Origin of the sequence: Agrobacterium vitis, from assembly GCF_013426735.1 — a bacterium.
Classification (GTDB): Bacteria; Pseudomonadota; Alphaproteobacteria; order Rhizobiales; family Rhizobiaceae; genus Allorhizobium; species Allorhizobium vitis_D.
On sequence record NZ_AP023275.1, the window covers coordinates 211,600 to 232,254 of the forward strand.

Sequence of the window (20,655 nt, forward strand, 5' to 3'; positions counted from 1 at the left end):
TTTTGCTCCGACGCCCTCGCGACCGAAGACGCTTACGCGGCTGCGGCCGGAGACTGGTAGACGCCGCCTCGAACCATCAAAGCCCAGACGATCCGCGCCATTTTGTTTGCCAGTGCGACCCGCACCAGCAGTGGCGGCTTGCGCGTCAGCATTGCGCCCAACCAAGTGCCGGGTCGCGCTTCGGCATGGACGCGCCGCTTTATGATGACACTATTGGCCCCGATGATCAGCAGGCGTCGTAGAGAGCGCTCGCCCATCTTCGTCGTTGACCCGAGCCGTTGCTTGCCGCCGGTGGAATGCTGCCGGGGTGTCAGGCCAAGCCAGGCTGCAAAGTCGCGTGCTTTACGGAAAGTCTGCGGCGGCGGAGCCAGGACTGCGATCGCCGTGGCAATCAGTGGGCCGATGCCCGGAACCGTCATCAGGCGCCGCGCCACTTCATTCTCCCTGGCTGTGTGTGCGATCTCGGCATCAAGTTTACCGATCTCCGCCTCAAGGTTCGTGAGCACCGTGACCAATACACCCAGCGTGGTGATCGCATCCGCTGGCAGGTCGCTTTCCGGACTTTCTATGATTGCAACCAGCCGCGATACGTTGGCTGCACCTTGCGGTACGATTTGTCCGAATTCTGCCAGATGGCCGCGCAAGGCATTGATGATTTGCGTTCGCTGCCGGATCAGAAGTTCGCGCACGCGGAAGCGCATTGCTGCGCCTTGCGTTTCCTCGCTTTTTACCGGAACAAAGCGCATCGTCGGGCGTGTCACTGCTTCGCAGATCGCCTCAGCATCCGCAGCATCGTTCTTCTGACGCTTCACGAAGGGCTTGACGTAGGCCGGCGAGATCAACCGTACCTCATGACCCAGGCGGCCAATCTCACGACCCCAGAAATGGGCCCCGCCACAGGCCTCCATCGCAACAATACACCGAGGCAACTGGCTGAAGAACGAAAGCACATGATCTCGGCGCAGCTTCCTACGCAACACAGCGCGGCCTGTCTCGTCAGCCCCGTGCACCTGAAACACATTCTTCGCCAGATCCAGCCCGACTGTGACAATCTTCGACATAACCGCTCTCCTGTGTGGACCCATGGAGACCCACCTTCGCACATTGAGGTCGTCGGAGGGCGGTTACATCATCAGAGCCAGTGAGACCTATCGACGAGCGCTCGATGCGGCAGGCCTACAGGGATCCATGAGCGCCGTTGGCAACCCTTATCACAATGCGCAGGCCGAGAGCTTCATGAAGACTCTGAAAGTCGAGGACATCTATCCGGCCGGGTATGAAACCTTCGCAGACGTCGCCGAGCGATTGCCCAGGTTCATCGAAGAAGTCTACAATGCCAAGCGGCTGCACTCAGCCATTGGCTACCGATCGCCAGAAGAATTTGAAACCCAACTCGCCCAGCAGGCGGCTTAGTTTGAAGCGCCCCGTTGGTCCAGCCCGAGGGGTTCACTCCACCGCCGGGTCACTTCTCAGTGGAAATCAACAAGATGGCGTTACTCACGCTCGACAGCGCTATAAACTGGCTCCTAGAGCAGGAACAGCTGGAAGAAACTCGCCGCCAGGCTCGGCCGCGTCGAGCGATCCAACTGGATTAAAAGATATAGCGAAGAGCGAGTTGCGACATGATCGGACTACCGGAAGCCAATGCGCGATTGTCTGTTTTCATCAACGGCGTTCTAACTCCGTTTAAGCATATTCCTAAAAGCATGCTGCAGTATTGCCGACCCCTCATGTTTCATCGAGAAGACGCAGTATTTGACCTCGCTTACTCGGGGTCATGCTTCCTGTTCAGACACAAGAATCATCACCTGCAGTTATCAACTAAGCATCAGCTGCGAATGGACGGCGAGGACTTCAAGCCGCATGACGCGTGCCTAGTCCTTCCAGTCGAAGGCGGTCACGTCGGTCTTTCCCCAAATGGCGCTTCTCGATTGCTGGTCAACAATACCGACGATTTGTTGCCGCAAGATATTCTGTTGTTGGAATACGAGAGGCAGCGAGGCACGCATGATCTTGGGCCGCTATTCGTTGGCCTCGATCTCGATCAGACGCGCACCGTTTCCGAGGTACGTGCGGAAAAAATAAGGCTGGCGTTCAGTATCGGATACCCCTTCGCGACACAGGCATACGAGCCAGTTTTCGATGAAGATTGGAACGCCACTGGGGTTAATGTGATCTCCAGTCCGAAGACGCTCCTATTCGACGAAAAGAGTTTCCGGCCGAGTTTTGAAGATAGCCGCGAGGCAATCAGCGCCCACCCACGTCACGGTGAAGATATTGGCAATCCCAATGGCTGGAGTGGCGCACCCGTTTTTTTCGTGTGGGGTGATGACGACATGAATCATCACCTCGGCTTTGCAGGTATGATCACGCACGGCACGTCTCATGGAGCGTTTATGCTTTATCGAGCCGAAGACATTCGCAACTTCGTGAATAATGCGATCAACGCTCCTTATCCCGCATCTGCCGGTGATAGTTCGCAGTCGGCTGAGGTTTAGAGGAGGTTTCGTGGACGTTAAATCATCTCAGGTGACGGGCAACGCTGCTTTGCATTACGCTGCTTGGCAGCTTTCGCGCCGGGGCTGGAATGTCATGCTCACAGCCAGAAATTCCAAAGGCAGCGACCTCTTCTGCGCGAATGACGATGAGACGATCTTTTTCGGGGTCCAAAGCAAAGGACTAACAAAACGAGACCCGGTCGGCCTGGGCGGGAACCTAGATAACCTCAGGTCCGAATGGTGGATCATCACCATCAAAGCCAAAGCCGACGCTCCGGTCTGTTTCATTATGACCCTGGAGGAGGTGAAGGCGCTGTGCCTCCACAGCGATCCCTCGAAAAGCGCCAATGGAAAGGTCTCCATATGGCTGCAGCCGACCGCCTATGATAGGCCGGAGTTTAGAGAAGCGTGGCACCGGTTTGGAACTGAAGAACGACCGAGCATCGAAACCTTTGATCTGACTGTTGCCTCATGAGTCCGAAGTCAGCTCTGAGGGTAGCGCTTTGGTGAATCGTCCCAAGCTGTCGAGCATTTCTTCAACCATGCTCGGCATCGCAAGGATCGCCTCGTCTTCAAGGTAAAAAATCCATGGTCGGCCGTTGCTCGTAGAGCAGGTGAACAACTTGCCCCAACTATTCTTCTCAATTTCCTGTTCGAAGAAGTCCCGCCGTTCGATAGTTCACTCAAAGCCGCCATGGAACATGAAGTTGCGATAAACAAACATGGCCTCGAACCAACTCATGAAATCCTGGGACAGAAATCTGTCGAGGCCGCAAGCTGCGGCAAGTTGAGGAAGCCCCTGAAATATGTTGTTTTTCGCCTCCTTCTTTTTGTTGAAATAGAATTGGCAATTCCATCGCTCTTTGTGATTTCCTGCCCGCTTCCAGCGGTCATGATCCGCAGGGTTTAGTTTTTTCGATCATACATGTTGCCCAGGGCGGCCAGTGCCTGACCAAAGGTGCTTTCGATCATCGGCGCGATCATCCCGATTGCTGCCATGCTCTCTGCGGCGTCCCGATATGAAGCTTCGAACTTCATGTCGGTATGTTGATCCTCATAATGGTAGCGGTGCGGGCCATTGTAGGCTTCAAGCTCGGCAGCATCGTCTTTGATTGCCTTGGAAAATGCCTCTCCTGCCTGGCGATTGCGGGAGATCATTTGCCGAACAGCGAGGAGCTGCGCTTGCCAATCGATGTCGTGAACGAGCGTGTGCAGATAATCCCGATCATCGAGGAAGTTGTCGAAATACCCCGGCGTGAAGCCGTAGAATGCGCTTTCGTCAAGAGATTTGCCCATCGCTGTTGTCACCTGAGTTGAACTTCCTGATCGTTGGCTTAGCGCGGTTGCGAAGTGCTGTCGCAATCAATGACGTTCCACTGTATTTCCGGTGATAACGGAGCAAAAGGTCGGCGCAGTGATGCCGGGGAGATGGACATGGACGCAGCAACGATATTGGCTATGGTTCTGAAAAAGTATCAAACGTCCAGTGACTTCAACGGTTGGCCAAGTCGCGCAATCCATTCTCCCGACGAGAAAGCTGCTTTGGTCGAACTGATTGAGGCAGGTTTGGTGGACCTTATCAACGACAAGGAAACTAATAATCCGCACAGTCGGCTACTGCCAGCCAGGCCGATCTCCGATCAAGTCGAGCAAGTCTCGAACAAGGGTTTGAAGTTCGGGTGTTTGTTCCCTACTAGAAAGGCTCTGATCGATGTCGCAGGCGTTGATCCCGATCCCGCCGCCCCTTACACGGCGGCATTGAAGCTTGGAGCCCCACAGCTTGAATTCCGGACCTTTCGCTTAGAGGTGCTGGAGCGATACCGCAACGATCCCACCTTTAGCTATTCGGTCGACGACACGTCTGGGACTATCTACCGCGACAGCGCCGACAAAGAGACCCACGAATATGCGCAGTTCGGTTTTGCGTTCGACGACAACGTGAACCGTTATGTCGCTGCGTTTCTTCGGTATCTTCATGACATGTCGCCAGAACAGCAGGCCTATTGGGCTGGATTTGAACTCCAAGGCGATTTCAAGCTCCATCCGGATTATTATCGGTCGAGCATTCTTGGTGAATGGCCTGAAGGTGTGTCGGTATTCGACGCGATCCTAGAAGAGAAGAAAATCATCAACGTCATGAGCGAACGTATGGGGAAGTCGAGACTCTTCAAGTCCGACTATGAAGCGTATCGCCGCCCAGACCATTTCGGCTTCCTGATCCGTCCTACCAAAAAGGAGTTTTCAGATTTCTGCCTCCGACTTGACCAGCTCATGTCTGACGACATGAATTACAAGTTTTTCGAAGGGGATATTGAAGTTTATGAATACGGTAGGATGGAAAGCGGCGAAGAGATCAAGAGAATGAAAGGAACGATCTCGCTACTGATGGAGTGGCTGACAGCGAAATTTAAACCCAAGGATGATGGGGATTTGGCCGCGATCAACGAGGGGTTCAGAACTGTCCGTAAGGCTCGCCAGAAGCCCGCCCATAAGATCGAGGACAACATTTTCGATGAGGGCTACTACCAGCAGCAACGCGAACTCGTCACTGAAGCATATGGAGCAGTTCGGTTTTTGCGACAGGTCCTTGCCAATCACCCCGCTTGCAAGGACATAGAAGTCCCTGATTGGCTGTTTGAAGGCCGCATTTGGACGCAGTGAGCGCTTCTTTCCGCCACCATAAGGCAAGCCTCCCTAGTGTCCGATAAGAAACTTATCGGACACTAGGGACATCAAAATCAAAAAGATTTCGTCACCTGCAGAATTCCAGCACTGAACAGCGCATACCATCATTCATCCAAAGAGTTTCTGGACTGTCTGCCTGAGTTTTGCTCGATAATTGAACCCGACTTTTGCAACGCTGTAGATTTAGGGGGACATGAAGCCTGCGCGCCCTTTGATCTATTGCCGCGTTTCGATCGAAACTCCTCCGTAGATGTTTCGATTGACGGCGGTTCGTCGCAGATAGTCATGCGGAAATCCTAGGTTGATCATACTCGCATTATCGAGTTCTGAAAGATCATCGGCAGAGAGTTGCAGGTCGAGAGCGGCTAGGTTAGCTTCCAATTGTGCAAGCGAACGAGCTCCGATTAGGGGTGCGATTACGCCAGGACGATTCAGAAGCCATGCAAGCGCGACAGCACCTGGGGTGGCACCTTGCACTTCCGCCACCCGCTTTACTGTGTCGATAATGGCAAAGGTGCGCTCCGGAACAGGTCCCGCTTCGTTAGCGATCGCCGCGCGACTGCCGGGCTTCGCGGCATCCGGGGCCAGGTCGCGACGTCCGTATTTCCCGGTCAGCAGGCCGCTGGCAAGCGGAGACCAAGGCACGACGCCCATGCCCATGTCGCGTGACATGGGCACCAGATCACCCTCAACAGTCCGCTCGATCAGATTGTACTCAACCTGCATAGCTATTAATGGTGCCCAGCCGCGAAGATCAGCGATTGCCTGCATGCGAGATGCTTGCCACGCTGGGATGTCGGACAGACCGAGATAAACGATCTTCCCGGCAGATACGAGATCGTCCATTGCCCGCAAAATTTCTTCTACCGGTGTCGTAAAATCCCAGGCATGAAGGTACAGAAGATCGATATAGTCGGTACCAAGCCGCTTGAGACTATCTTCGACCCCGCGCACCATGGCTCGCCGGCTGTTGCCGCCGGAATTAGGATCGCCGGGTCGCATCGGCAGTGTATACTTGGTGGCAATCACAAGTTGGTCGCGGCGGCCCTTGGCAAACTGGCCGACAAAAGTCTCGGACGTTCCCCCGGTATAGTAGTTAGCGGTGTCGATGAAATTTCCGCCGCGCTCAACATAGTGGTCGAACATAGCCCGAGAGACAATCTCGTCGGCACCGAACCCCCATTCCGTTCCGAAGGTCATGGTGCCCAAGGCCATTGGTGAGACTTTCAATCCTGATCGGCCGAGGAGCCGGTATTGGTCGAGTTGCATTCTCGGTCTCCCGTTTCTTTGATGCCCAGGAGTTTCGGCCCAATTGCATCTATTTAGAATACGTAATAATTTGAATAGGGAATTTAGCTGAGGTTAAGAATGCGCGGAGGAGATGTAGCGGAACTGCGAGCCTTCATGGCCATAATCGAGCGCGGCAACTTTGCTCGCGCCGCCGAATGGCTGGGGGTTACGCCTTCAGCCTTGACGCAGACCATCCTGCGCCTTGAACGCCGACTTGATCAACGTCTTCTGAACCGGACGACCCGAACGACACGGCCAACGGATGCTGGGCAAAACCTTTACGACAGGCTGCGACCAGCGCTTGCAGAGATCGACGCCGCACAGGCAGAATTTTCAGCGCCTATGGATGGCATTCGGGGTCGGCTGCGCATCAATGCCTCCAGCGCCGGCGCAGCATACGCTCTTGCGCCTCTCTTGACCGGATTCTTTGAGCACCATCCGGCGATCGAAATCGAGATCGTCGTATCTGATCGATTTGACGATCTCGTGGCCAGCGGTTGTGACGCAGGTATTCGGCTGGGTGACGCGCTTGAAAAGGACATGATCTGCGTGTCGCTGACAGGTCCCTTGCGATGGATCTCTGTCGCCTCTCCAGCCTACTTAGCGCGGGCGGGGACTCCAATGCATCCGAATGACTTGTCCCAGCATTCCTGCATTAACATGCGCTGGCCAAGCGGCGGCCATCTCTTTCGATGGGAGTTTGAGAGAGGTGACGAGAGGCTGCAGGTCGCTGTTGTGGGACCCTTGTGCACTAATGATGTAGCGACCCGCCTTCATGCCGTCACGGATGGTCTCGGCATCGCCTACTTCCTTGAAACGGAAGTGTCCTCCCTTATAAAGAACGGCTCGGTCGTTTCCATTCTAACCGATTGGTGTCCACCTGGACCGGGTTTCTACCTCTTCTACGCTGGCAATCGTCTTGTTACGCCCCCACTTCGCGCTTTTTGTGATTATATCGCAAGCTGTAGGTAATATTCAGGGCGCAGTCCTCATCGCAATAATCCCGCAGACCGTCCTAAACAGCGCAGGCAAGCATTCATCCAAAGAGTTTTCGGACGGTCTGCGGGATTTTCGCGACAATCCTATCAAAGGTTAGGGATTCGCTCTCCACTTCTTCCGGGCAAGTCCACTTCATTTCATGCTGTCCGAGCATCGTGATGAGGCTGCAGCCAGCGCCTCCTTCGCCCGCACGATCGAGACAGTCTCTCAGCCGTCATTGAGGAAGTTTATATCTACCTATAATACTATTCGTTGTCAGTGATCACCTAACGTCTCATTGATGCATCATCCAGCGAGAAAAGGAAAACCCATGCTTCGTAAAATCTCCCTCGCAATAGCTGCTCTCATGATCATCACCTCCGGCCCTTCCTTTGCCGCCGAGCGATGCCGGGATGCCAAGGGCAAGTTCGTAAAATGCGCGACGGCCAAGCCACCCACGCCGACAAAATGCAAGGATGCAAAAGGTAAGTTTGCAAAATGCGGAACGCCTGGCGCAAAGTCGATGTAACAGTATTTACCCTTGCCTTCGGTCACGCGGATCGCCTTCTCAGGCCGCGTGACTGGCTGCTCATCATTAGCCCTGAGCAAGGCCATTGTAAGCTGTGTCTCCCACTCGCGCCTTGACCGACGTTGGCTGATTTGGGGCCGAGAGCGGACTGGTATGTCTTGGCCATTAACCAAGAGATAGCTGCCATTTGTCGGATACGGTGAGCCTGCCTCCTTCCGGCTCCAATGCGGCAACCAACCCGAACCGTGATGAATGTGGGCTTCGAACCCTTATTGCATTCGTTGATTATTGCCGCGAATGTCGGCTCACAGACAAGGGGAGGCTGATTTTCGCTCTGAAATCAGCCGTATTTCCATTTGGGCCTGATCCGTCCTGCCTTAGGTAGTGATTTAAAAGGCTTGATCAATTCAAAGCAGGCCCAGGGTCGTTGCATAGCAACAAACGTGATTAATTTGGCGCGGAAATCAACAATCGTCGTCAACGCACCACGTCGAAACCCGACGTGGTGCGTTGACGACGATCAAACCGTTTGAGGAAGGGCGACTTCGAACTCGCGCGCAATCTGTTCTTAGGCGGCTCTCGGGTCTCGATTGGCAAGCTCGGCTTTTGTCGCATCGAACTCGTTACAAAGCTTTGCCGTCACCACGGTTGCGACGCAGTTCCCAATCACATTGCATGTCGCGACAGCCATGGACATGAAGCGGTAGACGCCAAACAGGAGGGCTAGGCCTTCGACCGGTATGAAGCCCGATGCGGTGACTGTCGCGGCGAAGACAACGAAGGTGCCGCCAGACACGGTCGCTGCACCTTTGGACGTCAGCAGCATGATTGCCATCAGTGTTCCCAGCTGCGTCCAGCTTATGCTGATGCCATAGGCGTGGCTCAAGAATACGACCCCCATGCCCATATAGATGGAAGTGCCGTCAAGATTGAAGGCATAGCCCGTTGGCATCACCAGACCAACAGTTTGCTTGGACGCGCCGTAGCCGGGAAGCTTCTCAAGCAACTTCGGCAAGACACTTTCTGATGATGCAGTTCCGAGAACGACGATGATCTCATCTTTAATGTAGCGCAGTAGTCCAAGAAGATTGATTTTGAAGATGGCGCAGACGGTGCCCAGTACGATCGCAATAAATGCGACGATCGTCAGGTAGAAGCTCAGAACGAGCCATGCCAACGCAATCAGGACGTCTGTGCCGTTGGCACCAACGGCGTAAGCGACCGCGCCAAAAGTACCAAAAGGGGCAAGCTTCATGATAAGATGAATGAACTCGAAGAATGCCGTTGAAATCGTCGTCAGACCATTTTCGATTGGCGTGCGCTTTGCAGGCTTCAGAGACAGCAGGGCCGCCCCGAAAATAATTGCGATAACAAGAACCTGAAGAAGTTCCCCCTTGGCAAACGCCCCCATGAAATTGTCCGGAAAGACGTTGAGGAAGAACTGGCTGAATGTCGTATGCGAGTTTGCTGCCTTCTGAGCGGCGTCGGCCGCTCCTTTTGCTGCTCCCGCAGAGGCAGCCGTCTGCCCCATACCGATGCCGACGTCAAAGAGATAGGCAGCAGCGAGGCCGAACACGATTGCGATCGTCGAGATGATCTCGAAATAAACTGTTGCGATCAGGCCGACTTTTCCGACGCGTTTGAAATCGCCAGCTGCTGCAATGCCAGCCACGACCGTCAGGAAGACGAGAGGGGCAACAGCGGTTTTGATCAGTCGCAGGAAAATATCACCCAACAGTTTGAGCGATGCACCGAATTCAGGCCAGATAAGGCCAACGAGGATGCCCAGCACCATGCCGATAACGACCTGGAAGCCGAGCCCGCGCCATAGCGCGGGTTTTGGTTTGGGCGATGCTGTACCAGCATGCGGATGCGAAACATCGGTCATGGAAGTCCTCCCGCGCGATACCCTCCCGGCATGCGCACCGTAAATTTAAATGGATGAAGGGTGCCAAGAAGCAGCACCCTTGATTTGCTAAAGATCAGCGACCGGCGACAGCGCGGTCGACCATCTCACCGCTCAGGCCGAGATAGTTTACTGGATCACAAGCGCGATCGATGGCTTCAGGCCCGCCCAGTGCTGATACCACTTCTGCGTTTTCCTTGAGTAGATCGGCCAGCATACCGCCGCCTTCAATTGCCTTGCGGCAGGCTTCGTAGACAACGTCATGTGCGTGTTGACGTCCAAGCTTTTGAGCCGCCGCCATCATCACGGCTTCGGCCACGATAAGCCCCTTGGTCAGGTCGAGGTTCTCACGCATGCGGGCCTCATGGACCACGAGACCATCGAGCATGTATCTGGCATTGGCCAGAGCGGAAGCGGTGAGAATGAAGCTTTCCGGTACAGCGATCCATTCGAGATGCCATGGGCCGGTCGCACGTTCGAAATCGTGGATCATGCCATCGAGCATCGTCGCGACCTGCTGGCGGACCGACTTGGCAGCAGCAAGTATAAGCTCGCTCGAGATCGGATTCCGCTTCTGTGGCATGGTCGATGAGGCGCCACGGCCAGGAACGAAAGGTTCCGAAACTTCGCCGAATTCGGTCGACATCATCATCATGACATCGGTTGCGATTTTCGCCAGAGAACCGGTCACCAGCCCGAGGAACGTCACGACTTCCGCAATACCGTCACGGGCAACATGCCACGTGGCGGGCGGTTGCGCCAGATCGAGTTCCTTGCAGAACTCAGCCTGCATTTCGAGACCGCCCTTGCCGATGGAGGCAAGCGTTCCTGCCGCACCGGCGAATTCACCGAAAAGCACCCGGCTGCGAAGTTGCTGCAAACGCTCGGCATGTCTGTCGAGTGGGGCCAGCCACACGGCGACCTTGTAACCGAAAGTAACCGGAAGCGCCTGTTGAAGATGCGTGCGGCCCGCCATCGGTGTATCGCGATACTTCTTGGCCAGACCCACGAGAATGGTTCGCAAGGCCTCGATGTCGGCGTCGATGATGTCCAGGGCAGCGCGTATCTGAAGGATATTGGCGGTGTCCATGATGTCCTGGGTGGTTGCACCCCAGTGTACATAACCACCAGCGTCGCCAGCGGCATCAGCCAGTTGATGGACGAGCGGAAGGATTGGATATCCGACGATTTCCGTTTCGTGGCGAAGACGATCGTAATCGATCAGGATCTCGCGTGATGCGGCATCGATCTTGGTTCCTGCCTCCGCAGGGATTGCACCGAGTGTGGCCTGCGCCCGAGCCAGTGCAGCCTCTACCTCAAGATAGCGACCGACAAGGGCCGTATCGGAAAAAACATTGCGCATTGCTTCCGTTCCGAACATATCCCGGAATAGTAATGAATCGAATACAGTGCTGGACATAAGCATTCCTCCTTTTTGTTCGAACAAAACATATTGTACGAACAAAGTCAACGGATCTGCAGGAGCGACCATGAAGAAGCGATACGAGCAGGTGGCCAGAACACTGACAGCACGCGTGGCTGAAGGCGTTTATCCACTGGGCTCAACCCTTCCGAGCGAACCTGCTTTGGCAGAGGAATTGGGCGTCAGCCGCTCAACGGTGCGGGCCGCATTGTCGGAACTACAACAGTTAGGAATGGTAAGCCGGCGTCCCTCCTTAGGGACGCGTGTCGATTCCGTTCGTCCGGTTGGAAGTGGAGGTGGATATGCCCAGACGATCGAAACGATCGACGCACTTGTTCAATATGCAGCCAAGACACGCCGAACGATTCTGGACATTGTCGATATTGTTGCGGACGACGCACTGGCAGTCCGGCTCGGTGTGCGCGCTGGCAGCCGTTGGCTGCGTGTCTCGCATCTGAGACGCGATCCCACGGACATGTCGAAACCGCCGATCTGTTACACCGAGGTCTATGTTGATGCCCGGTATGCGGAAGCACTCAGAGAGCGGGTTCAAGATTATCCAGGCGCATACTCGGAAATTATCGAAGAGGTTTCCGGTCGTCGCGTCGTTGAAATCGAACAGACCTTGTCCGCCTCTGCCATACCGGCCGAGACAGCCGAAAAACTTCTGGCTTCGACAGGTCAACCTGCTTTGGAGATTACGCGTCGATACTATTTTGGCGGCAATGACCTTGCAGAAGTCACAATAAGCATCCACCCGGCCGATCGGTTTCAATATACGTCCCGTCTGAAACGTATAGAAACCGCATAACCCATCTTTATTATGCTACCATCGCCTTGAACCAATTCGAACCTGAGGGACACCAACCTCCCCAGCTCCATACGTGGCGCTACATTGAAATACTTACCCAATCTTCATGCCCGTGGCGAATTCGCACTACGAAAATTTTCTCATCGTCTTCAACCCTATAGACGATAAGATGTGATTTGAAGGGATGAATTCTGACGGCCGGTTCGATCTCATTCCGTTCGCGTGCGATGCGTGGATTAGCAGCTATCAGATCAAATAGTGCGAAAAGTTCATCATGGTAGCGTTTTGCCTGGTCTACTCCGAACATACGGGCACCCTGCTCGGCGATCGCAATGATGTCTTCTTCCGCCTCGACAGAAAGTTTAAAACTCATGACTTGCTGGCACGATCCATCGCCTCAGCAAAGAGTTCATCCTTTGATCGAATGCCAACGCCACTTTGGAGCCCGGCCTCGACGAAACTTTGCATGGCGGCAATCTTATCGTTTCGTGTCTGGTCGCGTCGGATCAGGTCGCGCACGTAGTCGCTAGCGTTCGAATATCGCCCAGTCCTGGCCTGCGCCTCCACCCAATCCTTCATCGGGTCTGGAAGAGATACGTTCATTGTCGCCATGGGTAACCTCCATTTGAAGGAAACATATTCGTTTTTGGCAAAGTTTGTCAAATGTTCCTACATCTGCATGGGATCAGAACCGTCCCCCATTCTCTCTGCCTGTGGGATAACGCCTGTATATAGAACTATCAGGTGGACAGAGCATCGGTTTCTCGTTCTGCAGCGAGCGCTAACCTGGCCAAAGCGGCCAATGATCTTGAGCCTGTCTTGGTCATGAAGGACGCCCTATGGTTTTCCAGGGCCTGTCGCAAACATTTTCGGAGCGCGCGATTATCCCCTTAGCATCTCCATTTTCATGCTTTATTTACTTTTGGCAGTCCGAAGAGGCGCGCAAGCAAATCGTTCTGATCATTGATGGTCCAGCCTCCGGAAAAGCCGAAGCCTTTCCTCAACCACAGCATCGCCTCGAAACCCAAGATGGTTCTCCACGCCGTGTTGAAGGATTTGAAGCCATCGATCTTTGGCATGTTTCTCACGAGTTGAGGGCTCCGGTAAGTCCGGGGCGGTTCAGGATGGACAGCCGACGGTCTCGTGCGTCAGGCAGCATTCAAAGGCTTGCGCGAGGACAAGCCGGCGGAGGAAGTCCTCGCCAAGAAGCCTTCCTCACCAGTAGAAGCCGACGTGCCTGATCCGGAAGCAGAGGCCGAAAAGCCAGCCCTCGCCAAATCTTTCCGGAAGGGGGGCAAGGCAAATGTCATGGGCGTATTGATCTCCAATCCTGAGAAGCCGCTGTGGCCCGATGCTGGCGACGACAAGCCGGTGACCAAGGTCGACCTAGCAACCTACTACGAAGCCGTCGGATCCTGGCTCATCGACCACATCAAAGGCCGGCCGTGTTCGATCATCCGAACCCCCGATGGCATCGGCGGCGAGCAGTTCTTTCAGCGCCATGCCATGCCCGGAACGTCGAACCTCTTGGAACTGGTGCAGGTGTTCGGCGACAAGAAGCCCTATCTGCAGATCGATCGCGTCGAGGGCCTCGCTGCGATTGCGCAAATCGGCGGCGTCGAACTGCATCCCTGGAATTGTGAGCCGACACTGCCGGAAGTTCCGGGCCGCCTCGTCTTCGACCTCGACCCCGGGCCGGACGTCCCCTTCTCCACCGTCGTCGAAGCCGCCCGCGAGATGCGCGACCGGCTGGAGGAACTTGGGCTCGTCAGTTTCTGCAAGACCACCGGCGGCAAAGGGCTTCATGTCGTGACGCCGCTTGCGGTGGCCAAGGGCAAGCAACCGGGCTGGCCCGAGGCGAAGGGTTTTGCGCATGATGTCTGCCTGCAGATGGCGCGCGAGAACCCGGAACTCTACCTGATCAAGATGGCGAAGAACTAACGCGATGGCCGCATCTTCCTCGACTATCTGCGCAATGATCGCATGGCGACCGCAGTCGCACCGCTATCGCCGTGTGCCCGTCCCGGTGCCACCGTGTCGATGCCGCTGACCTGGGCCCAGGTGAAGACGGATCTGGATCCGAAGCACTTTACCATCCGCACCGTGCCGGCTCTTCTTGAGAAGACGAGCGCCTGGCAGGACTACTGCTACGGACAGCGCTCGCTGGAGCAGGCCATCAAGCGGCTTGCCAAAGCGATGAAGCAGGCCGCCTAAACGCGCAAACCTTCAGATACAATAACGCTGATCGAGTTCTTTGAGAGCAGACTGCACTTCATCGATCGAGATTGGCTCTGGTGTTCCCGGCAAATAACGAAGCGCTGGGTTGGAATCGACAGCGTAAAAGTCCGACGCCCAGGCGGCGAGGATCTCGCGCTTGTCATCGACGGAAAAAATCGGCGCTCTCACCACGTCGATTGGCCGCTGAAGCCGCATGCCATGAGGCATAACCGCTGGTCCCATCGCCATCGCGTTGTCGGCAACCTGCTGGAGCATATCCTGCATCATCGGACCACCTCACAGCACGTGCGGATCTTTGTCTAGCCGCAAGCGTGACGCGGCAATCGGGTTCGTTTCAGGCGCCAGAAGATCGTGTTTCTCGGCAAATGCGGCAAACAGACCGCGCGCGGTTTCCGCTTCGATTTCACCGCGGAGCGCGGCACTGCAGGCCTTGAGTGCGATCGAATGTGCAGTGTCTCGCATTGACGCCGGCCAGTCGACGAGATGCCGGTAGGCGTCCATCACGCTAGAAATCTCGGCCGGAAAGCCGAGGCCGACAAGAATAGAAACAGGCTGTCTGAACATATCGGGTTTCATCGCTCTCTCCTTCCCAACCCGGAATGTTGATGGGCGCCGCCGCGACGGCGCCCCCTTGTCGAGCGCGCAATGTCGATTAAGCCGCCTTCTGCGCTTCGATCTGCGCCGGAGCAGCAGACGCCAAAGCTGGAGCGCTTTCGATGGTGATTTTTCGCGGCTTCAGGGCCTCTGGGATCTCGCGAACGAGATCGATCGACAGCATGCCGTTACTCAGATCGGCCCCGTTCACCCGGACATGGTCGGCAAGCTCGAACCGATGTTCAAACGGACGGCCGGCAATGCCGCGATGTAGATAGTCCTCGGTGGATGTCTCCTGCTTCTTGCCGATTACGGTCAGAAGGTTGGACTGAAAGGTAATGTCGAGATCGTCCTGGGTGAAGCCCGCCACCGCGATCGAGATCCGGTAGCTGTCGTCACCGGTCTTGACGATATCATAGGGCGGCCAGTCGCTGATCGAGCGGGCACGCTGGGCGTTTTCCAGAAGGTTGAAAACCCGATCGAAGCCGACGCTCGAGCGGAACAGCGGTGCGTAGTCATAAGATGTTGCCATAGCCATATCCTCCTTGAAGCAACATGGGTACGGAAGCGCCGAAAGCGGCCCTTCCAGCAGGCCAGCCCCGTCATCAGCGGCTGGCGGCAAATGATTTGGTTTTTGGCAATTTCCGATTCAAGAGCGGGGCCAGAAAAAAATCTTGCTTTTTTGCCCCTCCCGGCGCTGCTCAATCCAGCGCCTAGACCGCAGAATTATCCTGAACTTCACGTAAGCGACGTTTTGCTTCCACCTTGACGTAGCGGCCTCTTCCGTGACGACTGCCAGACCTGCAAAAGGTGTGGCAGCTCTCGGCCAAAACAGCCAAGATACGAACCTCACCTGAGATAAGAGAACAGATCAAAGAACACGGAGATTAGCCGGTACCCTACGTCACGGTTGAAATCGCCAAAGGAATTGCCACTATCGATCAAAAGCGAGCCGTCATCAGAAGAATAACTGACATGCTTGTCGAAGAGTTGGGCCGCAATCCCGAGTATGTCTTTGTCGTGATTGATGAGATAGACACCGATAATTGGGGTAGAAAGGGTGTCACCCTGACTGATCTTTGGCAGCGGGCAAAGACAGACACTGACACGCCTTTGGTTCGTGATCTTTTGGGTCGTTGCATCCGCCAGAACAGTTAGCTGGCTTTGCAATTCTACGGCAAAAGCTCATTGATCCGGCTCTGCTTGTGGCCAGTGACGATGGCTGCAAGCGTGGCGGTCTAATAGCGACACCCTTTTCCAACGGAAGCAAGGGATCGGAGGGCAGCGCTCATTTATGAAAAACTAATATGAGACGCCTCTTTCACTACAGCCGGGCTGCGAGCTAGGAGTTGTTTTGCCGGCAGGGATACGGAAAATCTCTGGTTAACCACCCTGCATAGAAGGCCTGTCGTTCAGTGCCTAGTGCTTTTGAAATTTGGGTCTTCGTCATGCCGCCGACGTCCGCTATGGCACTCGCCGCAGCTCTCCCACAGACCTGGAACTATGCGGCCTCATTTCTGACCCGCTGTTGATCCTGATGCTTATCGCGCCGAGCAAGATAGAGCTCAATGCCGGCCCGGGTCAGGAAGGAGGCCAGTCCAACAAGGACGGCGACAACACGGATAAGCGTCTCGTCAGTCTCGACCCTTGATTGCCGGGTTGCCAGAAGTGATTTTTCCTGTTCGGTAACCTCGCCGATGACGTGCCGGATGACATCCATCGTCGCTTCCTCCATTCGCTTAATCTCCAGTGCCCTAGCGGCCCCGAAGCCTTCGGTATCATGCAAGACGATCGATTGCTTGAGCTCATCTAACTTCTTAGCAACCAGCACGTTGAGCTTCGCCATCCTTGCGGACTGTCCGGCATCGTCCGACAGAGATACCTTCAGGCTCACGCGCAGTTGCGTCAGTCGCGTCAAGGCCTTTTCGTAGGGATCGAGGTAGCGACGATCGCCACTCAGAAGATATCCGCGTTGGCCGGTCTCGGCATCATCAAGACCGATCAGTACGTCCTTCGTCGTATCGATAATCTGATAGGTGCGAACGACAAGCTGCTGATGGTTGCTCAGAAGATTGTGCGTCCAGGCTGTCGCAATGACACCGGATGCGATCACGATGCCAACTGGGATCGACCGCAATAAAACCGATGTCGTCAGATAATTGCTACGCAGGCTGGGCCAAGACCAGTCCATGATCGATCTCCCTTCGCCAAAAAAAGGCTCGTGTTGGTGTTGTCCCATTAACTGCCTAGCAGTTGCCTGCATTTTGGGGGCGGGCGTAAATCCCGGCGATGCAGATATCAGATATCAGCTTCAAGCGTCACCATTTTTCGCCGCAGATCGTTTCTCACGCGGTCTGGCTCTACCTGCGGTTCAACCTGAGCCTTCGTGAAATTGAGGAAATGCTGCTCAAGCGGGGATCGATATTTCCTTCGAGACGGACCGCCGCTGCATCGCCAGATTAGGACCCAAGTTTACCCGCAACTTGGGGTGGCGGCAGGCCCGGCCAGGCAATGTGTGGCATCTGGACGAAGGTGTGCCGCGAGGCACTCACAGCAGTGTGGGAGCCGAGTTGCACGGAAGATGAGGGTAGGTCCGTAGGTCCCTCGAAACCGACCGTCAGGGGTAGCTTTCAAAGGTTTTGTCGCAAAATTTCCCGATGGTTAGCGGCCTCGATAATCATGCGATAGATGTGGCCTGAAGGAAAGCAGGCAGGCAGGGTTGAGAGGTCATGGTCGATTTCAAAGGCAGTTATTATCCGAAAGAAGTGATTTTATACGCCGTGTTTTTCTATGTCCGATATGCGGGTTCCTAGCGCTGTCTGGAAGAGATTATGGCGGCACTGTAAACTTAACGCTCTGAAAACAAGATCTGGGAGTGAGGCTTTGATTCACGCGGCGTGAAGACGTGCGATTTGGCGCCAAGTATCCACGGCCGCCGCCCGCAGTTCGCGATAGTGGGCGGACGGAATATCGTGGCGGGGGACGTGAAAGAGGTTGGCAATCGGGTCGTGGATGGAAACGAAACGCTGAAGCTGTCGTGCTGACTTGAAGCGTTTCATGATCTTCTCCCGTCGTCGGACGGGCTGATGCGAGTTTTCTGCCAGATTGTTCAGTCCTTTGTGAGAACGATGCTCAATGCCGGGCATGACCTCCCGCTTTGCTGCACCGTAGGATCGCAGTTTGTCGGTGATCATCACACGCGGCGCACGGCCTTGGGCTTTCAGAAGCTTGCGCATCAAGCGCTTTGCCGCTTTGGCATTGCGGCGGCTTTGCACCAACACGTCGAGAACAAAGCCATCCTGATCAACGGCGCGCCAAAGCCAGTGTTTCCTTCCACCGATGGTGATGACAACCTCATCGAAATGCCATTTGTCCCCGAGCCTGCCGGCAGATCGCTTGCGGATATCATTGGCAAAATGTCTACCGAATTTCTCAGCCCAGAGCCGCACGGTTTGATGAGAGACGATGATGCCACGCACTGCCAGCAGATCCTCGACCATACGCAGGCTAAGCGGAAACCGGAAATACAGCCAAACGGCGTGGGCAATCACTTCCGCTGGAAATCGGTGGCGACGATAAAGAGGATCACGGCTACACCTGGTCATCCCACCAGATCCCACATTTTGATCGCCGCCCGGTTAACGTTACAGTACCGTTTCAGTCTATGTAGCTGCGATTGAAAACAGCTTGATTGATCATCCATGCCACACAAACATAACGCCGCTCGCCGTCATCACATCGGCAAGATGAAGTTCAAGATGACGAACTGGGCCGAGTATGATGCGGGTCTGCGCCAGCGTGGCAGTCTGACCCTTTGGGTAACGTCGGAGGCTATTGACGGTTGGGCAGCGTCACGAAACAAGACAAGAGGAGGCCACCAGCATTGTTCCGATCTGGCGATTGAAACCGCTCTGACCCTGGGGCTCGTATTCGGCTTGCGCCTATGCCAGGCGGAGGGCTTTCTGACATCAGTGTTGCGGCTGGTGGGACTTGATCTCGCCGTTCCCGACCATACGACGCTGAGCCGTCGGGCAAATTCACGGCCGATGGCGCTTATGACGGCAAACCAACCTATGCCGCCGCCATGCATAGCACCGACGCTGCGGTGGTCATTCCGCCACGCGGTTGAACGGCCAGACACCGATCTCTCCTGGCAACAAAACCGCCATATCGCTGCTATAAACGCCGATGGCAGGATGAGATGTCAGGCATGCCACGGAAACCACTCACCACTTTTATGGGCGTCTCTGTTGTCTATGACCGCCGGGCTCGTTGATGTTGTCTCGTGTCAACATGGTTGATCTGCCCACCCTGCCGTGGTTTGAAGGTGAACACCGGCGACAGGATGATGACAGCAAGAATGGCAGAACAGTTCGACATGTTTTCGGGAGAAGTTTCTCGCGACCGGCTCGTTGTTCGTGCCAAATCAAAACCCGTGAAGCCTGAGCAGCCGGCCGCTTCCATGAGTGAAGAGGAGATGGTTCGCCATCTGTCGGATACGGGCCGCTACCGCATCCTCACAAAACTTATGCCGCGGGAGGTCGTACCGTTCCCACGCCCGGAATTCCAGCTCAAAGGCATCATCCTCGACACCGAGACCACGGGCTTGAATTGGCGCAAGGATGAGATCATCGAGATCGGGCTGATCGCGTTCACTTTCGATTCCAATGGAAACATCGGTGACGTGACCGAGGTCTATGGCGGGCTTCAGCAGCCAAGCGTGTCCATTCCCGCTGACATCACGAGGCTCACCGACATCACCGATGAGATGGTCGCCGGTCAATCGATCGACATGGCCGCCGTCCAGGCGCTGATCGAACCCGCGGATTTGGTGATCGCCCACAATGCCGGTTTCGACCGTCCATTCTGCGAGATGTTGTCTCAGATGTTTGCGGGCAAGGCCTGGGCCTGCTCGAATGCTGAGATCGATTGGTCGTCACGGGGATATGAAGGCACCAAGCTTGGCTATCTGATCGGGCAGGCGGGTTTCTTCCACGAGGGCCATCGTGCGGTTGACGATTGTTTCGCGCTTCTGGAAGTTCTCGCAAGGGACAATGATGGAACGGCGTCCATCGTTTTTGCTGAACTCTATCAAGCAAGCCAGCGATCGCGTGTCCGGATCCTTGCCGAGAATAGCCCCTTTGACATGAAGGACCACCTGAAAGCGAGAGGCTATCGTTGGTCTGACGGAAGTGACGGCCGTCCGAAATCCTGGTGGATCGAAGTCGATGAACAGGCGCTCGACGAGGAGCTTTCTTACCTGCGAACCGAAATCTACCGCTATCCGGATGCCGACCCCCCGATCAAGCGCCTGACTGCCTTCGACCGTTTTAGGGCTTGATGCCATCGCTTTGATCAGTTTCCGAGAAGACCAATGCTTTGAGTGCATGGCTGACCTCAGACCTTGTGTCTTATCGACGGGCGGGCAAGGGCCTATATTCCAATTATCGAAACGACGTTGGAACCAAGGCAAGGTTGCTGGCGTCAAGAGACCTCACGAAAGGGGATCATCATGAACGTAGCACGCACTTTCAACAATTGGCGCAAGTATCGTCAGACCGTTACCGAACTGGGTCGCATGAGCACACGTGAGCTGCAGGATCTGGGCATCAATCGCGCTGACATCAACAGCGTTGCCCGCCAGTCGGTTGCTCGCTAAGCGGCTTTTTCCCAAGCTATTGAATTGATACTACGCCCGCTGAT

The 20,655-nt window shown here is 55.3% G+C and carries 22 protein-coding genes and 5 pseudogenes; 13 read left to right on the forward strand and 14 right to left on the reverse strand.

What is annotated here, in order from left to right; genetic code table 11:
* Positions 1 to 32: 32 nt before the first annotated feature.
* Positions 33 to 1,061 carry an IS110 family RNA-guided transposase gene (locus H1Y61_RS25060; RefSeq protein ID WP_180575538.1) on the reverse strand — a complete coding sequence of 343 codons (1,029 nt, stop codon included), beginning with the start codon at positions 1,059 to 1,061 and terminating at the stop codon, positions 33 to 35.
* A 127-nt stretch (positions 1,062 to 1,188) separates the two neighbouring features.
* Between H1Y61_RS25060 and H1Y61_RS25065 the strand changes: the two genes are divergently transcribed.
* The 3 genes from H1Y61_RS25065 to H1Y61_RS25075 all read left to right on the forward strand — a co-directional run bounded on the left by H1Y61_RS25065 (position 1,189) and on the right by H1Y61_RS25075 (position 2,973).
* Positions 1,189 to 1,413, forward strand: coding sequence for an integrase core domain-containing protein (locus tag H1Y61_RS25065; RefSeq protein ID WP_180575539.1), 225 nt, complete (start codon positions 1,189 to 1,191; stop codon positions 1,411 to 1,413).
* A gap of 209 nt (positions 1,414 to 1,622) precedes the next feature.
* Positions 1,623 to 2,498 (forward strand): hypothetical protein, encoded by an 876-nt coding sequence (locus H1Y61_RS25070; protein ID WP_180575540.1) that lies wholly within the window; start codon positions 1,623 to 1,625, stop codon positions 2,496 to 2,498.
* Positions 2,499 to 2,508: 10 nt separating this feature from the next.
* Positions 2,509 to 2,973: a hypothetical protein gene (locus H1Y61_RS25075; RefSeq protein ID WP_180575541.1), complete on the forward strand. Its 465-nt coding sequence runs from the start codon at positions 2,509 to 2,511 to the stop codon at positions 2,971 to 2,973.
* Positions 2,974 to 3,404: 431 nt separating this feature from the next.
* On the opposite strand, the gene H1Y61_RS25080 is transcribed toward H1Y61_RS25075, so the two are convergent.
* A complete protein-coding gene (locus H1Y61_RS25080) occupies positions 3,405 to 3,794 on the reverse strand; it encodes a hypothetical protein (RefSeq protein WP_180575542.1) in 390 nt (129 codons plus the stop codon).
* Positions 3,795 to 3,932: 138 nt separating this feature from the next.
* Between H1Y61_RS25080 and H1Y61_RS25085 the strand changes: the two genes are divergently transcribed.
* Positions 3,933 to 5,159 carry an AAA family ATPase gene (locus H1Y61_RS25085; RefSeq protein WP_180575543.1) on the forward strand — a complete coding sequence of 409 codons (1,227 nt, stop codon included), beginning with the start codon at positions 3,933 to 3,935 and terminating at the stop codon, positions 5,157 to 5,159.
* 240 nt (positions 5,160 to 5,399) lie between these two features.
* Here the strand turns inward: H1Y61_RS25085 and H1Y61_RS25090 are convergent, their stop codons facing one another.
* On the reverse strand, positions 5,400 to 6,452 hold the full coding sequence (locus tag H1Y61_RS25090; protein WP_180575544.1) for an aldo/keto reductase: 1,053 nt from the start codon (positions 6,450 to 6,452) through the stop codon (positions 5,400 to 5,402).
* A 135-nt stretch (positions 6,453 to 6,587) separates the two neighbouring features.
* Between H1Y61_RS25090 and H1Y61_RS25095 the strand changes: the two genes are divergently transcribed.
* The gene (locus tag H1Y61_RS25095) at positions 6,588 to 7,445 is read left to right on the forward strand and encodes a LysR family transcriptional regulator (RefSeq protein WP_322790791.1); all 858 of its coding nucleotides are present in this window, start codon (positions 6,588 to 6,590) and stop codon (positions 7,443 to 7,445) included.
* 312 nt (positions 7,446 to 7,757) lie between these two features.
* Here the strand turns inward: H1Y61_RS25095 and H1Y61_RS27050 are convergent, their stop codons facing one another.
* The 3 genes from H1Y61_RS27050 to pcaB all read right to left on the reverse strand — a co-directional run bounded on the left by H1Y61_RS27050 (position 7,758) and on the right by pcaB (position 11,306).
* Positions 7,758 to 8,066 carry a hypothetical protein gene (locus H1Y61_RS27050; protein WP_180575546.1) on the reverse strand — a complete coding sequence of 103 codons (309 nt, stop codon included), beginning with the start codon at positions 8,064 to 8,066 and terminating at the stop codon, positions 7,758 to 7,760.
* A 482-nt stretch (positions 8,067 to 8,548) separates the two neighbouring features.
* Positions 8,549 to 9,868, reverse strand: coding sequence for a cation:dicarboxylate symporter family transporter (locus H1Y61_RS25105; RefSeq protein ID WP_180575547.1), 1,320 nt, complete (start codon positions 9,866 to 9,868; stop codon positions 8,549 to 8,551).
* Between the two features lie 94 nt (positions 9,869 to 9,962).
* A complete protein-coding gene (gene pcaB / locus H1Y61_RS25110; RefSeq protein WP_180575548.1) occupies positions 9,963 to 11,306 on the reverse strand; it encodes a 3-carboxy-cis,cis-muconate cycloisomerase in 1,344 nt (447 codons plus the stop codon).
* Positions 11,307 to 11,376: 70 nt separating this feature from the next.
* Here pcaB and H1Y61_RS25115 point away from each other — a divergent pair, with 70 nt between their 5' ends.
* Positions 11,377 to 12,120 carry a GntR family transcriptional regulator gene (locus H1Y61_RS25115; RefSeq protein ID WP_180575549.1) on the forward strand — a complete coding sequence of 248 codons (744 nt, stop codon included), beginning with the start codon at positions 11,377 to 11,379 and terminating at the stop codon, positions 12,118 to 12,120.
* Positions 12,121 to 12,199: 79 nt separating this feature from the next.
* On the opposite strand, the gene H1Y61_RS25120 is transcribed toward H1Y61_RS25115, so the two are convergent.
* The 3 genes and pseudogenes from H1Y61_RS25120 to H1Y61_RS25130 form a co-directional block, all read right to left on the reverse strand.
* Positions 12,200 to 12,493 carry a type II toxin-antitoxin system RelE/ParE family toxin gene (locus H1Y61_RS25120; RefSeq protein WP_180575550.1) on the reverse strand — a complete coding sequence of 98 codons (294 nt, stop codon included), beginning with the start codon at positions 12,491 to 12,493 and terminating at the stop codon, positions 12,200 to 12,202.
* Positions 12,490 to 12,732 (reverse strand): type II toxin-antitoxin system ParD family antitoxin, encoded by a 243-nt coding sequence (locus H1Y61_RS25125; RefSeq protein ID WP_156549992.1) that lies wholly within the window; start codon positions 12,730 to 12,732, stop codon positions 12,490 to 12,492. The genes H1Y61_RS25120 and H1Y61_RS25125 overlap by 4 nt, the downstream gene beginning before the upstream one ends.
* A 293-nt stretch (positions 12,733 to 13,025) precedes the next feature.
* A pseudogene (locus H1Y61_RS25130) lies at positions 13,026 to 13,205 on the reverse strand (IS6 family transposase); the annotation flags it as partial.
* A 34-nt stretch (positions 13,206 to 13,239) separates the two neighbouring features.
* Here H1Y61_RS25130 and ligD point away from each other — a divergent pair.
* Positions 13,240 to 14,334, forward strand: a pseudogene (gene ligD / locus H1Y61_RS25135) (DNA ligase D); the annotation flags it as partial.
* Positions 14,335 to 14,346: 12 nt separating this feature from the next.
* On the opposite strand, the gene H1Y61_RS25140 reads toward ligD, so the two are convergent.
* From H1Y61_RS25140 to H1Y61_RS25150, 3 genes are all read right to left on the reverse strand, one after another.
* On the reverse strand, positions 14,347 to 14,625 hold the full coding sequence (locus tag H1Y61_RS25140) for a hypothetical protein (RefSeq protein WP_180575551.1): 279 nt from the start codon (positions 14,623 to 14,625) through the stop codon (positions 14,347 to 14,349).
* Positions 14,626 to 14,634: 9 nt separating this feature from the next.
* Positions 14,635 to 14,934, reverse strand: a complete 300-nt coding sequence (locus H1Y61_RS25145; protein ID WP_180575552.1) for a DUF982 domain-containing protein — start codon at positions 14,932 to 14,934, stop codon at positions 14,635 to 14,637.
* Positions 14,935 to 15,010: 76 nt separating this feature from the next.
* Entirely contained in the window at positions 15,011 to 15,484 is a 474-nt protein-coding gene (locus H1Y61_RS25150; RefSeq protein ID WP_180575553.1) for an Hsp20 family protein, read from the reverse strand.
* Positions 15,485 to 15,867: 383 nt separating this feature from the next.
* Here H1Y61_RS25150 and H1Y61_RS25155 point away from each other — a divergent pair, with 383 nt between their 5' ends.
* Entirely contained in the window at positions 15,868 to 16,110 is a 243-nt protein-coding gene (locus H1Y61_RS25155; protein ID WP_180575616.1) for a tautomerase family protein, read from the forward strand.
* Positions 16,111 to 16,453: 343 nt separating this feature from the next.
* Here H1Y61_RS25155 and H1Y61_RS25160 read toward each other — a convergent pair whose 3' ends face one another.
* Positions 16,454 to 17,143, reverse strand: coding sequence for a CHASE3 domain-containing protein (locus H1Y61_RS25160; protein WP_180575554.1), 690 nt, complete (start codon positions 17,141 to 17,143; stop codon positions 16,454 to 16,456).
* A 98-nt stretch (positions 17,144 to 17,241) separates the two neighbouring features.
* Here H1Y61_RS25160 and H1Y61_RS27185 point away from each other — a divergent pair.
* Both H1Y61_RS27185 and H1Y61_RS25165 read left to right on the forward strand, forming a co-directional pair.
* Positions 17,242 to 17,489 (forward strand): annotated as a pseudogene (locus tag H1Y61_RS27185) (IS6 family transposase); the annotation flags it as partial.
* A gap of 192 nt (positions 17,490 to 17,681) precedes the next feature.
* Positions 17,682 to 17,762: pseudogene (locus tag H1Y61_RS25165) on the forward strand (IS6 family transposase); the annotation flags it as partial.
* Between the two features lie 78 nt (positions 17,763 to 17,840).
* Here the strand turns inward: H1Y61_RS25165 and H1Y61_RS25170 are convergent.
* Positions 17,841 to 18,557: an IS6 family transposase gene (locus tag H1Y61_RS25170; RefSeq protein ID WP_180575555.1), complete on the reverse strand. Its 717-nt coding sequence runs from the start codon at positions 18,555 to 18,557 to the stop codon at positions 17,841 to 17,843.
* A gap of 96 nt (positions 18,558 to 18,653) precedes the next feature.
* Between H1Y61_RS25170 and H1Y61_RS25175 the strand changes: the two are divergent.
* The 3 genes and pseudogenes from H1Y61_RS25175 to H1Y61_RS25185 all read left to right on the forward strand — a co-directional run.
* A pseudogene (locus tag H1Y61_RS25175) lies at positions 18,654 to 18,992 on the forward strand (transposase); the annotation flags it as partial.
* 422 nt (positions 18,993 to 19,414) lie between these two features.
* Positions 19,415 to 20,293 carry a 3'-5' exonuclease gene (locus tag H1Y61_RS25180; RefSeq protein WP_409364015.1) on the forward strand — a complete coding sequence of 293 codons (879 nt, stop codon included), beginning with the start codon at positions 19,415 to 19,417 and terminating at the stop codon, positions 20,291 to 20,293.
* A 171-nt stretch (positions 20,294 to 20,464) separates the two neighbouring features.
* On the forward strand, positions 20,465 to 20,611 hold the full coding sequence (locus tag H1Y61_RS25185; RefSeq protein WP_180574108.1) for a DUF1127 domain-containing protein: 147 nt from the start codon (positions 20,465 to 20,467) through the stop codon (positions 20,609 to 20,611).
* Positions 20,612 to 20,655 lie beyond the last annotated feature (44 nt).